Raw genomic sequence first — 11826 nt, 5'->3', positions numbered from 1 at the left:
GGCGTCTCGCGCACCGCCTCCGCATCATGTTGGAGGAGTTCGTTATGCGTAAATCAGTGCAGATCGTGACAATCCTGGCGGCGAGCCTTTCGCTCGGCGCGTGCGCGACGTCCACCGATCGCTACGGCAACAGGTACAGCACCAACGACGATCAGCTCGGCCGCGCCGCGGCCGGTGCAGCGATCGGCGGTGCTGTCGGCGCAGGCTTCGGCGCTGCCGTCGATGGCGTCACTCCCGTCGAGGGTGCCGCGGTGGGCGCGGTTGCGGGCGCGGCGATCGGTGCTGCGACCGCGAACGACCGCCGGTGGTACCGGGACAGCCAGGGCTATTGCTATTATGTCGATGGCCGCGGCGACCGGATCTACGATTACAACAGAGGCTGTTGAACGAAGCGAGAGCGGGGGCTGCGCCGCAGCCCCCGTCGAGCCCGCATCGGCTACGGATCAGTGCAGTCGATCGAGACTGCCTGCTTTTTCCTCATAATCTTCGGCCAGCCGCAGCAACGTGGCCGCAGCGGCGCGATCGTCGATCGAGCGCGCGAGACGGCGGCAGCGCTGGGCCTGGGTCCGCAGATAATCGGCTTGGCGGCGATCGGTCGTCGCGAGCAGCACGTTGACCGCACCGACGACCTCGCCCTGCTCGTCGAGCAGCGGTGTGGGGAACGGCCGGAACGATATCCGGCTGCCGTCGGGGCGTTCGGCGACCGCCTCCACGCCTCGCACCGGGCGTTTCTCGGTGATCGCGACGGCCATCGGGCAGCGATCGTGGGGGATGAACTCGCCGTTCTCGCCGTAGAGCTTCCAGGTGACGCACCATTGGTCCTCACCGGCGACCGGGGTCCGCCCGGCCAGCGAGATGCATGCGCGGTTGAAATAGGTAATCCGCCCGGCGCCATCGGTCGTGTAGACCGCAGCCGGAACGTCATCGAGGAAGTCGAGCGGCGCCGATTGCTGGCGCATCGCCGCCATGGCGGCAGAGACGATTTCTTCCGGTTTTACGGTTGCTACGTGCATCGGTGATTCGGCTTGGACAGATAGATTTCCCCCGGGCTGCTTAACGTGGATCAACTGCTTGGGTTCCGCTCCGAGACCCGGCCGTTGTCAAAAAAGCACAAAGCCGCCGCAATGCCCTGTCGTGTCTCCGATCGCGCAAGCCGCGCTCAGGCGGGGCTGAACTCGCCGCTTGCTTCGTCGAGCAGGTGGAGCCGCCCGTCGGCGATCGCGAAATAGGCGCCGTGCAGCGCCAATTTGCCCGCCGCCTCGCGCTCGCGGATCGCGGCGAAGGTGCGCAGATTCTGAAGGCTGAGGCGGACCGTCTCGAGCTCCAGCGCGTGCAGCGCTTCGGGGCCGGTGCCGAGCTCGGCCGTGATCCGGTCGCGCGCCTCGTCGAGCAGGTCGATCCAATGCGCGATGAAGCCGCCCGCTCCGGGCGGCGCATGCTCGAGGCGGCGCGACAGAGCGGCATCGACGCCGCCGCACTGGCCATGCCCCATCACCACGATCTCCGGAACCTCGAGTTGGGTGACGGCAAATTCGAGCGCGGCCGAGACGCCATGCCGTCCGCCGCCGACCTCGAACGGCGGAACGAGGTTGGCGATGTTGCGGACGACGAACATCTCGCCGGGCGAGGTGTCGAAGATCGTCGCCGGATCGACCCGGCTGTCGGAGCAGGCGATCACCATCACCTTGGGCGATTGCCCCTCGGCAAGCGCCGCCCAGCGGTCGCGCTCGTGCTTCCAGCCGGTTTGCCGGAAACGGCGATAGCCGGAAAGAAGGTCGCTGAAATCCGCCATTCGACGCTCCCTCAATGAGTCTCGCGCCCGTTAGGAGAGCAAAGCGGGGGTGGCAAGTCGCCGCGCGGATCGCTATCTCGCGCTGATGTCAGAGGCCGCTCCGATCGCTCCGCCCCGCGTGCGCAAACCCGAATGGATAAGGGTGAAGGCGCCGACCAGCACCGGCTTTGCCCAGACCAGGGCGCTGATGCGCCGGCTCAACCTTGCCACGGTGTGCGAGGAAGCGGCGTGCCCGAACATCGGCGAATGCTGGACCAAGAAGCATGCGACGGTGATGATCCTCGGCGACACCTGCACGCGTGCCTGCGCCTTCTGCAACGTCAAGACCGGCATGCCGCGCGCGGTCGATCCGCTCGAGCCAGAGCATGTCGCCGTCGCGGCGGCCGAATTGGGGCTCGAGCATATCGTCGTCACCTCGGTCGACCGCGACGACCTGCCCGACGGCGGCGCGAGCCAGTTCGTCAAGGTCATCGAGGCGCTTCGCCGCGCCACGCCGTCGACCACGATCGAGATCTTGACGCCCGATTTCCGCAACAAGTCCGAGGCCGCGGTCGAGGCGATCGTCACCGCGCGCCCGGATGTCTACAATCACAATCTCGAGACGGTGCCGCGCCTCTACCCGACGATTCGGCCGGGCGCGCGTTATTATGCCTCGCTGCGCCTGCTCGAGAGCGTCAAGCGGCACGATCCGACGATCTTCACCAAATCGGGCGTGATGGTCGGGCTCGGCGAGCAACGGCTCGAGGTGCACCAAGTGATGGACGACATGCGCTCGGCCGACGTCGATTTCCTGACGATGGGCCAATATCTGCAGCCGACGCCGCGCCATGCCAGCGTCGAGGAGTTCGTCACGCCGCAGGCGTTCGCGGCCTATGCCGCGATTGCGCGCGCCAAGGGCTTCCTGCTCGTGGCCGCGACACCGCTGACCCGGTCGAGCTATCACGCCGGCGACGATTTCGCGAAGATGAAGGCGGCGCGCGATCTCAAGATCGCGGCGAAGCTGCCGGCCACTGCGTCTTGAGGGGCACGAAGGGTTAGAGCATGCCCCGCCACACCGAAAAACGAAACCTGCCCTACACGCCGGAGCAGTTGTTCGACCTCGTCGCCGACGTCAAACGCTACCAGGAATTCCTGCCGTGGGTGGCCGCGGTGAGGATCCGGTCCGACAGCGAGACCTTGATGATCGCCGACCTGGTGGTCGGCTTCAAATCATTGAAGGAGACGTTCACCTCGAGAGTCACCAAGCAGCGGCCTCGCAAGATCCTCGTCGAATATATCGAAGGGCCGCTCAAATATCTGCGCAACGAATGGGGCTTCGAGCCGGACGGCAAGGGCGGCACCCATCTCGACTTCTGCGTCGACTTCGCGTTCAAGTCGCGCATCTTCGAGGCCATCGCCGGGCAGATGTTCGATCGCGCCCTGCGGCGGATGATCGTCGCGTTCGAGGAGCGCGCGCATGCGCTTTATGGGGAAGGGGAGGTCTCCAACCGCGGCGCGTCGACCGGCATGAGCAGCTCGAGCGCGCACAGCGCCGCCTGAAGGCGGATCCCGCCGCGGCCGAGATCGCCGAACTCCTTGCGATCGGCGACGACCTCGTCCGGATCCGCGCCGCGGCGCGCGCGCGCGAACACCACCGTCCCCACCGGTTTCCGCTCGTTGCCGCCGGCAGGGCCGGCAACGCCGGTGATCGCCACCGCCGTGTCGGCACTGGTGATCCGCAGCGCGCCCTGCGCCATAGCCCAGGCGGTCGCGACCGAGACCGCGCCGAACGTGTCGAGCACTTCCTCGCTGACTTTCAGGATGTTGATCTTGTCCTGGTTGCCGTAAGTGACGAGACCCGCCTCGAACACGTCGGACGAGCCCGCAATCTCGGTCAGCGCGGCGCTGACCAGCCCGCCGGTGCAGCTTTCCGCCACCGCCACCCGAAGCCCGGCCGCGCGATTGGCCTCGATCACCTGCCGCGCCAGCTCCACCAATTGCGGCGGGAGGCAATAGTCCCGATTGTCGCTCATTTTTCCTCCGGAAGTCGAACCGTGGCGACGGCCTGCGCCGCTATGCCTTCGCCGCGGCCGGTGAAGCCGAGCCGTTCGGTTGTGGTCGCCTTGATGCTGACCCGCGCCGGCGGCAGCTGCAGCAGATGCGCCACATTGGCGCGGATCGCCTCCTTGTGCGGTCCGATGCGCGGCGCCTCGCAGATGATCGTGACGTCGACATGGTCGATGCGGCCGCCGCGCCCCGCGATCAGCGCCGCCGCATGACCGACGAAGCCCGACGAGGCGGCGCCGCGCCAGCGCGGATCGCTCGGCGGGAAGTGATCGCCGATATCGCCCGCGCCGCAAGCGCCGAGCAAGGCGTCGGTCAGGGCATGGAGCACGACGTCCGCATCGCTGTGGCCGGCTAGGCCGCGCTCGTGCGCGATGCGCTCGCCGCCGAGCCAGAGATGATCGCCCGCGGTGAAGGCGTGGACGTCGAACCCGAGCCCGGTGCAGCTCGTCATCGCTGACGCGATCCGGCGCTCGGCACGCTCGAAATCCTCGGCGAAGGTCAATTTGTCGAGCCTATCGTCGCCCTGTACGGTCGCCACCCTGAGCCCGGCCGCACGCGCGACCTGCGCATCGTCGGTCGCGTCGGCCGCACCCGCCCAGCCAAGATGCGCCGACAGGATGGCCGGGAAGCGGAACGCTTGCGGCGTTTGCACCCGCACCAGCCGGTCGCGCGGCACGGCATCGCCCAGCATGGGATCGGCTCCCGGGCTACCGTCTGCAAGCGCGAGGCTGTCGGCGAGGGGAAGCACGGGGACGGCTCCTTCATTCTGCTCCAGCGCCGCCAGCAGGCGGTCGACGACCGCGTCGGGGACGAACGGCCGCGCGGCGTCATGGATCAGCACCCGCGCCACATCGCCTCGCCCAGCCAGCGCTTCGAGGCCGTTGCGGACCGACTGCTGCCGCGTCGCACCGCCGACAACGGGGGCGGGGAGGGCACGGTTCCCGAGCGCGCGGCGGCACAGATCCTCCTGCCCGGGAGCAATCACGAGCTGCAGCTCGTCGATCTGCGGGTGGCGGAGATGGTCGACCGCATGGGCAAGCACCGTTTCGCCTGCCAGAGGGGCAAATTGCTTGGCGAGCGCACCGCCGGCGCGGCTGCCGGCTCCGGCCGCCACGACCAGCGCCACTGTTCTGCCCGGACCACTCATCGCGGAGGCCCTAGACGATTTCAGGCGCGGGTGAAATGATCTGCCGTGCCGAGGTACCGTCGAAGCGTGCGGCAAGTCGCCCCGGCTTGCCGCCCGACGTCTGAACGACTAAGGGCTTCAGCCACTTATGACCCGGCTTTCACCCATCTCGATCGGCCCCGTCCGGATCGATGCGCCCGTCATCCTCGCGCCTATGACCGGCGTCACCGATCGGCCGTTCCGGCGCATCGTCAAGACCTATGGCTCGGGTCTGACGGTGACCGAGATGATCGCCAGCCAGGCGATGATCCGCGAGACGCGCCAATCGCTCCAGAAGGCGGCCTGGGACCCAATCGAGGATCCGGTGTCGATGCAGCTCGCCGGCTGCGCGCCCGCCGAGATGGCTGAAGCCGCCAAGCTCAACCAGGATCGCGGCGCGGCGATCATCGACATCAATATGGGCTGCCCCGTCAAGAAGGTGGTCAACGGCGAGGCCGGCTCGGCGCTGATGCGCGACCTCAAGCTCGCGGCCGCGATCATCGATGCGACCGTCAAGGCGGTCACCTTGCCGGTGACGCTCAAGATGCGCATGGGCTGGGACCACGCCTCGCTCAACGCGCCCGAGCTTGCCCGCATCGCGCAGGATCTGGGCGTGCAGATGATCACCGTCCACGGCCGCACCCGCAATCAGATGTACAAGGGCGAGGCGGACTGGCGGTTCGTGCGCAACGTCAAGCAAGCGGTGACCTTGCCGGTGATCGTCAACGGCGACATCTGCTCCGTGGACGATGTCGAGACGGCGCTCGACCAATCCGGCGCGGATGGCGTGATGATCGGGCGGGGCGCTTATGGTCGGCCGTGGCTGCTCGGCCAGATGATGCATTGGCTGAAGACCGGCGAGCAGCGCCCCGATCCGAGCATCAGTGAGCAATATCACGTCATCGCAAGCCATTATGACGCAATGCTCAGCCATTATGGGCGGGAAGTCGGCACCAATGTCGCGCGCAAGCACATTGGCTGGTACACCCGTGGACTGCACGGCTCGGCCGAATTCCGCAACGCCTTCAATCAGCAAGCCGACGCCGACCGCGCCCGGGCGATGCTCGCCGATTTCTACGCGCCCTGGCTCGAAAAAGCTGCCGCCTAGAGCTTGGAAGCGGCGAGCGTATCGTCTCCCGCGCCGAAACGAACATCTTCGTAGCAGCCGCTGTGTTTTTCCGGCCACATTCTTGTGGTAGGACGGCAACGTGAACGTCGAAGCGCCGACCATTTTTAGCGAAAAGCCGCGCTGGTGGCGCCGGCTTTCGATCGCGTTGCGGCGCAGTCCGTTCATCCCGCTGCTCGAGGTCGGCGCGTTGGTCGCGCTCGTCGCGATGATCGTCGTCAGCTATTTCGTGCTGACTGGGCAGAGTTCGCCGCAGCCTTTGCTGACGCCGCCGATGGTGGCGATGCTGCTGGTCGCGAACCTCGTTCCCGCGATGGCGCTGATGGTGCTCGCGGCGCGCCGGATCGCGATGCGGCGGGCCGCCGCGTCGCCGATCGGGGGGAGGGGGCGGCTCCACGTTCGGCTCGTCGCTCTATTCTCGGTCGTCGCCAGCGTGCCCACCTTGCTGGTCGTCATCTTCGCCTCGATGCTTTTCCAGAGCGGAACCGATTTCTGGTTCTCCGACCGTGCCCGCGCGATGCTCGAGAATGCCGCGACGATCGCGCGCGAGGCGAATAAGCAGGAGGTCGAACGGGTCGGCAAGGAAACCGAGACGATGGCGACCGACCTGGCGGGCTATCTCTCCCAATGGCAATTGGATAATCCCCAATTCGCAGAGAGCTTTGCGCGTCAGGTTTACTACCGCAACCTTTCCGAAGCGGTGATCCTCAACGTTGCCGCCGATGGCGGCATCCATTCGCTGGTGCTGGTCAATCCCTACGACCGACCCCTCGACAAGGTGGTGACGCCGCAGGTGATCGCGCAGCTTCGCGAAGGGCGGACCAGCGTGCCGCTGCAGAGCAGCGACCGGATCGGCGCGGTTACCCGGCTGCCGATCGGCGATACGACCTATGTCTATGCGGCGCGCGTGCTCGACCCGGAGATGACGAGCCAGCTTGGGCGCGCGGAAGCCGTGGTCGGCGACTACACCGCCTTGCTGGCGCGATCGCGGACCCTGCAGTTCCGTTTCAATGCCGCGCTGCTGGTGATCTCGTTGCTGATCGTCGCGCTGGCGATCTGGACCGCGCTGGCCTTGGCGGACCGGCTCGTCCGGCCGGTCGGCCAGCTGGTCGATGCCGCCCGGCGTGTCGCCGCTGGCGATCTTTCGGCGCGCGTGCCGCCGTCGCGGATTCACGACGAGGTCGGCACGCTCGGCAATGCGTTCAACCGGATGACTCGCCGGCTCGAGGAGCAGACCGGCGCTTTGGTCACGGCCAACAACCAGCTCGACAGCCGCCGGACGTTCATCGAAGCGGTGCTGTCCGGCGTCACCGCCGGCGTCGTCTCGGTCGACCATGATCGCCACGTGCGGCTGATCAACAGCTCGGCCGAAGCGCTGCTCAAGACGAGCAATGCGATGGCGGTGGGCCAGAAACTGAGCGATCTCGCGCCCGAGCTCGACCGTCAGCTCGACAGCGATGCGCGCGAGGACATCATCCAGTTCGCCTCGGGCGGCGAGCCGCGCACGCTCGCGGTCAAGCACGTCGGCGTGCAGGCCGGCCATGTCGTCACCTTCGACGACATCACCGAGCAGCTGGTCGATCAGCGGCGTGCGGCCTGGTCCGACGTCGCGCGCCGGATCGCCCACGAGATCAAGAACCCGCTCACGCCGATCCAGCTTGCCGCGGAGCGGCTGCAGCGCCGCTACGGCGGCGAGGTCAAGTCCGATCCGGGTACGTTCGAGCGGCTGACCGGGACGATCGTCCGCCAGGTCGGCGATCTGCGCCGGATGGTCGACGAATTCTCGTCGTTCGCGCGGATGCCGAAGCCGGTGTTCCGCGAGGAAGCGGTCGCCGAGATCGCGCGGCAGGTGCTGTTCCTCCACGAGGTGGCGCATACCGACATCACGTTCGAGCTGGAGGCGCCGGAGCCGCCGCTGAAGCTGGTGTGCGACCGGCGCCAATTGGGGCAGGCGCTCACCAATGTGGTCAAGAACGGCGTCGAAGCCATTCAGCAGAAAAAGGAACAGGCGGGCACCGACCACGCAGGCTCAGGCTCGGGCTCAGGCGCAGGGAAGGGCGGAGGCCGGGACAAGGTCAGTGTCGCGATCAGCCAGGAAGGCACCGCCTTGCGGATCGACGTCACCGACACCGGTGTCGGCTTGCCCCCCGACCGGCAGACATTGACCGAACCCTATATGACCACCCGCGCCAAGGGCACCGGCCTTGGCCTCGCGATCGTCAAGAAGATCGTCGAGGAGCATTTCGGGACGATTGTGTTCGACGATGCGCCCGGGGGAGGCACAAGGGTGCGCCTGTTGTTCGACGCCGAGACGTTGGCCCGGCTCGACAGCGCCAATACGAACTATTCCTCAGATAAAGCGGTAAACGGCTGATATCATGGCATTAGATGTACTTATTGTCGACGATGAGCAGGACATTCGCGATCTCGTATCGGGTTTCCTGGAGGACGAGGGCTATTCGCCGCGGACCGCGGCCGACAGCCGCCAGGCGCTCGCCGCGCTGGCCGAACGCAGGCCGTCGCTGGTGCTGCTCGACGTCTGGCTGCAGGGCTCGAAGCTCGACGGGCTCCAGCTTCTCGAAGAGATCAAGCGGCGCGATCCGACCCTGCCGGTGCTGATGATATCCGGTCACGGCAATCTCGACACCGCGGTCGCCGCGATCCGCCAGGGCGCGGCCGATTTCATCGAAAAGCCGTTCGAGGCGGGGCACCTGCTGCATCTCGTCAACCGCGCCACCGAGACCGAGCGGCTGCGGCGCGAGAACGAGACGCTCAGGGCGCAGATCGGGCAGGACACCGAGCTGACCGGATCGAGCGTCGCGATCAATGCGGTGCGCGCGACATTGAAGCGGGTCGCCGGGACCGGCAGCCGAGTGCTGCTCAGCGGTCCGGCGGGGGTGGGCAAGGAAGTCGCGGCGCGCCTGCTGCACGACTGGAGCCCGCGTGTCAGGGCGCCGTTCGTCGTCGTCAGCGCCGCGCGGATGACGCCTGAACGGGTCGAGGAGGAATTGTTCGGGGTGGAGGAGGGGGACGAACTGGTCCGCCCGGGGCTGCTCGAGCAGGCGCATGGCGGCACCTTGTTCCTCGACGAGATCGCCGACATGCCGATCCCCGCCCAGGCCAAGATCCTGCGCGTGCTGACCGATCAGAGCTTCACTCGGGTCGGCGGGCAACGCGTCGTCAAGGTCGACATGAGAGTCGTCTCGTCGACGGCGACCGATCTCGCCGAGGAGATTGGCGCGGGGCGCTTCCGCGAGGATCTGTTCTACCGGCTCAACGTCGTCCCGGTGCACCTGCCGGCGCTGGCCGACCGCCGCGAGGACATTCCCGAGCTGATCAACCATTTTGCCGCGCGTTATGCCGCCGAGCAGCGCTTCCCGACGCCCAATTTTTCGTCGGACGCGATCGCCGCGCTGCAGGCGTACGACTGGCCGGGCAACGTGCGCCAGCTGCGCAACGTCATCGAGCGGACGATCATCCTCGCGCCGGGTGCGCGCAAGGGCGCGATCGAGATCGACATGCTGCCGCCCGAGATCATCAACGATCAGGCCCAGCTCAGCCCGGGGGAGGCGGTCAAGGCGATCATGGGCACGCCGCTGCGCGAGGCGCGGGAGACGTTCGAGCGCGAATATCTGCGCGTTCAGATCCGCCGTTTCTCGGGCAACATCTCGCGGACGGCGACGTTCATCGGCATGGAACGCTCGGCGCTCCACCGCAAGCTCAAGGCGCTCGGGATCGGCGAGACCAAGGGCGAGGAGGGGGACAAGAACTGATTTGCCCGGTTGGTCGCACTCCAGTGGAACAAGTGTGGCGGTGAAGCTATAAGGGAGCTTGACCCACCGCGGGTGCCCGTTGGGCCGGCCGCCTGCCAATAAGGAGAAAGGCGATGGCCGATAAGGTCAACAACCTTCAGGATATGTTTCTCAATGGCCTGCGTCGCTCGAAGACACCGGTCACGATGTTTCTGGTCAAGGGCGTCAAGCTTCAGGGCATCATCACCTGGTTCGACAATTTCTCGGTGCTGCTGCGCCGCGACGGGCAGGCGCAGCTGATCTACAAGCATGCGATCTCGACGATCATGCCGTCGCAGGCGCTCGACCTCGGCGACATCGAACGGCTGTTCGCCGAGCAGGTGGAGAAGAAGAAGCCCGCTCTGCTCCAGGAGGTGTTCCTCACCGCGGTGCGCCGCGCCCAGGAGCCGGTGACGATGTTCCTGATCAACGGCGTGATGCTGCAGGGCGAGATCGTCGCGTTCGACCTGTTCTGCATGTTGCTCCAGCGCGACGGGCTGTCGCAGCTCGTCTACAAGCATGCGATCTCGACCGTTCAGCCGGAAAATCCTGTGAGCTTCGTCGAGCAAGCCGAGGATCCGACTGCCTAATCATGTCCGATAATCCATCCGAGGCTGATGTCAGCCGCGGCGCAAAAGCTGTCATTGTCGTGCCCGATCTCGGCGGCGCCGCCGTGCGCGATAGCGAGGCGCGCCTCGATGAAGCCACCGGCTTGGCCGAAGCGATCGGCATCGTGGTGGTGGAACGGCTTTATTTCCGGGTCCGCTCGGCCAAGGCGGCGACCTTGCTCGGCTCCGGCCAGGTCGAGGCGATCGCCGCCGCGGTTGCGGAGAGCGGCGCCGAACTGCTGATCGTCGACGCCGCGATCACGCCGATCCAGCAACGCAACCTCGAAACCGCGACCAAGGCCAAGGTGATCGACCGGACCGGCCTGATCCTCGAGATTTTCGGCGAGCGCGCGGCGACCTCCGAAGGCCGGCTGCAGGTCGAGCTCGCGCATCTCGATTATCAAGCGGGCCGGCTGGTGCGCTCGTGGACCCACCTCGAGCGGCAGCGCGGCGGCTTCGGCTTCCTCGGCGGCCCGGGCGAGACCCAGATCGAGGCCGACAGGCGCCTGATCCGCGATCGCATCGCCAAGCTCAAGCGCGAGCTCGACCAGGTCGCGCGCACCCGCGGGCTGCACCGCGCGCGGCGGCAAAAGGCGCCGTGGCCGGTGATCGCGCTGGTCGGCTACACCAATGCCGGCAAATCGACCCTGTTCAATCGCCTGACCAATGCCAGCGTGATGGCGGAAAATCTGCTGTTCGCGACGCTCGACCCGACGATGCGCGAGATCGCGCTGCCCGGCTTCGACAAGGCGATCATCTCCGATACGGTCGGCTTCATCTCCGATCTCCCGACCCAGCTCGTCGCCGCCTTCCGTGCGACTCTCGAGGAGGTCCTCTCGGCCGACCTGATCATCCACGTCCGCGACATCGCGCATCCCGACAGCGACGCGCAGCGCGAGGACGTCGAGCAGGTGCTCGCTGAGATCGGCCTGGTCTCAGGGCCGGGCGAGGGTGGCGCGCCCCGGATCGAGGCGTGGAACAAGGTGGATCTGCTTCCGGCCGACCAGCGCGAGCGGGTCGAGGCGGAGGCGGCGCGCAAGGAGGAAGTCGTGCCGATCTCGGCGCTGACCGGCGAGGGGGTGGATCGCCTGCTGTTGGCCGCGGCCGAACGGCTGCGCGCCGGCAGCAAGCTGCGGCGGCTGACCTTGCCGGCGGGCGACGGCGAGGCCCTGGCCTGGCTCCACGCCAATGGCGAGGTCGTCGAGCAGCAGCACAATGGGATGGAAACCGAGCTCCAGGTCAGGATATCCGACGAGAATTGGTCGCGCTTTCAAAGCCTTCAGCGCGCGCTTTAATCC

12 protein-coding genes are annotated in these 11826 nt (G+C 66.9%); 8 read left to right on the top strand and 4 right to left on the bottom strand.

Features of this window, described 5'->3' with window-relative positions; genetic code table 11:
• Positions 1-44: 44 nt before the first annotated feature.
• Complete coding sequence (locus tag V6M48_RS00375) at positions 45-386, top strand: hypothetical protein (protein WP_332810534.1); 342 nt, start codon at positions 45-47, stop codon at positions 384-386.
• A 57-nt stretch (positions 387-443) separates the two neighbouring features.
• Here the strand turns inward: V6M48_RS00375 and V6M48_RS00370 are convergent, their stop codons facing one another.
• The gene (locus tag V6M48_RS00370) at positions 444-1013 is read right to left on the bottom strand and encodes a PAS domain-containing protein (RefSeq protein ID WP_332810533.1); all 570 of its coding nucleotides are present in this window, start codon (positions 1011-1013) and stop codon (positions 444-446) included.
• 146 nt (positions 1014-1159) lie between these two features.
• On the bottom strand, positions 1160-1792 hold the full coding sequence (locus V6M48_RS00365; protein ID WP_332810532.1) for a carbonic anhydrase: 633 nt from the start codon (positions 1790-1792) through the stop codon (positions 1160-1162).
• A gap of 85 nt (positions 1793-1877) precedes the next feature.
• On the opposite strand from V6M48_RS00365, the gene lipA reads away from it, so the two are divergent.
• Together lipA and V6M48_RS00355 are read left to right on the top strand one after the other, a co-directional pair.
• Complete coding sequence (lipA, locus tag V6M48_RS00360; RefSeq protein WP_332810567.1) at positions 1878-2813, top strand: lipoyl synthase; 936 nt, start codon at positions 1878-1880, stop codon at positions 2811-2813.
• 20 nt (positions 2814-2833) lie between these two features.
• Positions 2834-3331 carry a type II toxin-antitoxin system RatA family toxin gene (locus V6M48_RS00355; protein ID WP_332810531.1) on the top strand — a complete coding sequence of 166 codons (498 nt, stop codon included), beginning with the start codon at positions 2834-2836 and terminating at the stop codon, positions 3329-3331.
• Here the strand turns inward: V6M48_RS00355 and V6M48_RS00350 are convergent.
• Positions 3256-3804 (bottom strand): CinA family protein, encoded by a 549-nt coding sequence (locus V6M48_RS00350; protein WP_332810530.1) that lies wholly within the window; start codon positions 3802-3804, stop codon positions 3256-3258. The two genes, V6M48_RS00355 and V6M48_RS00350, sit on opposite strands and share 76 nt — an antisense overlap.
• On the bottom strand, positions 3801-4985 hold the full coding sequence (locus tag V6M48_RS00345) for a bifunctional 2-C-methyl-D-erythritol 4-phosphate cytidylyltransferase/2-C-methyl-D-erythritol 2,4-cyclodiphosphate synthase (protein ID WP_332810529.1): 1185 nt from the start codon (positions 4983-4985) through the stop codon (positions 3801-3803). The genes V6M48_RS00350 and V6M48_RS00345 overlap by 4 nt, the downstream gene beginning before the upstream one ends.
• 127 nt (positions 4986-5112) lie before the next feature.
• Here V6M48_RS00345 and dusB point away from each other — a divergent pair, with 127 nt between their 5' ends.
• The 5 genes from dusB to hflX all read left to right on the top strand — a co-directional run bounded on the left by dusB (position 5113) and on the right by hflX (position 11823).
• The gene (gene dusB / locus V6M48_RS00340) at positions 5113-6111 is read left to right on the top strand and encodes a tRNA dihydrouridine synthase DusB (protein WP_332810528.1); all 999 of its coding nucleotides are present in this window, start codon (positions 5113-5115) and stop codon (positions 6109-6111) included.
• Positions 6112-6337: 226 nt separating this feature from the next.
• Positions 6338-8503 (top strand): sensor histidine kinase, encoded by a 2166-nt coding sequence (locus V6M48_RS00335; RefSeq protein ID WP_443019020.1) that lies wholly within the window; start codon positions 6338-6340, stop codon positions 8501-8503.
• A 4-nt stretch (positions 8504-8507) separates the two neighbouring features.
• A complete protein-coding gene (gene ntrX / locus V6M48_RS00330) occupies positions 8508-9902 on the top strand; it encodes a nitrogen assimilation response regulator NtrX (protein ID WP_332810526.1) in 1395 nt (464 codons plus the stop codon).
• Positions 9903-10015: 113 nt separating this feature from the next.
• The gene (gene hfq / locus V6M48_RS00325) at positions 10016-10510 is read left to right on the top strand and encodes an RNA chaperone Hfq (RefSeq protein ID WP_332810525.1); all 495 of its coding nucleotides are present in this window, start codon (positions 10016-10018) and stop codon (positions 10508-10510) included.
• A gap of 2 nt (positions 10511-10512) precedes the next feature.
• Positions 10513-11823: a GTPase HflX gene (gene hflX, locus V6M48_RS00320; protein WP_332810524.1), complete on the top strand. Its 1311-nt coding sequence runs from the start codon at positions 10513-10515 to the stop codon at positions 11821-11823.
• The last annotated feature ends 3 nt before the right edge of the window (positions 11824-11826 follow it).

It is taken from the genome of Sphingomonas sp. (assembly GCF_036677245.1).
Taxonomy (GTDB): Bacteria; Pseudomonadota; Alphaproteobacteria; order Sphingomonadales; family Sphingomonadaceae; genus Allosphingosinicella.
The sequence above is the reverse complement of the archived record's forward strand: the minus strand, read 5'-3'. Positions and strand labels throughout refer to the sequence as shown.

Excerpts from the sequence above, each read along its gene's own strand:
- V6M48_RS00375 (WP_332810534.1), top strand. The coding sequence starts at position 45 with ATGCGTAAATCAGTGCAGATCGTGACAATCCTGGCGGCGAGCCTTTCG.
- V6M48_RS00370 (WP_332810533.1), bottom strand. The coding sequence starts at position 1,013 with ATGCACGTAGCAACCGTAAAACCGGAAGAAATCGTCTCTGCCGCCATG.
- V6M48_RS00365 (WP_332810532.1), bottom strand. The coding sequence starts at position 1,792 with ATGGCGGATTTCAGCGACCTTCTTTCCGGCTATCGCCGTTTCCGGCAA.
- lipA (WP_332810567.1), top strand. The coding sequence starts at position 1,878 with ATGTCAGAGGCCGCTCCGATCGCTCCGCCCCGCGTGCGCAAACCCGAA.
- V6M48_RS00355 (WP_332810531.1), top strand. The coding sequence starts at position 2,834 with ATGCCCCGCCACACCGAAAAACGAAACCTGCCCTACACGCCGGAGCAG.
- V6M48_RS00350 (WP_332810530.1), bottom strand. The coding sequence starts at position 3,804 with ATGAGCGACAATCGGGACTATTGCCTCCCGCCGCAATTGGTGGAGCTG.
- V6M48_RS00345 (WP_332810529.1), bottom strand. The coding sequence starts at position 4,985 with ATGAGTGGTCCGGGCAGAACAGTGGCGCTGGTCGTGGCGGCCGGAGCC.
- dusB (WP_332810528.1), top strand. The coding sequence starts at position 5,113 with ATGACCCGGCTTTCACCCATCTCGATCGGCCCCGTCCGGATCGATGCG.
- V6M48_RS00335 (WP_443019020.1), top strand. The coding sequence starts at position 6,338 with ATGATCGTCGTCAGCTATTTCGTGCTGACTGGGCAGAGTTCGCCGCAG.
- ntrX (WP_332810526.1), top strand. The coding sequence starts at position 8,508 with ATGGCATTAGATGTACTTATTGTCGACGATGAGCAGGACATTCGCGAT.
- hfq (WP_332810525.1), top strand. The coding sequence starts at position 10,016 with ATGGCCGATAAGGTCAACAACCTTCAGGATATGTTTCTCAATGGCCTG.
- hflX (WP_332810524.1), top strand. The coding sequence starts at position 10,513 with ATGTCCGATAATCCATCCGAGGCTGATGTCAGCCGCGGCGCAAAAGCT.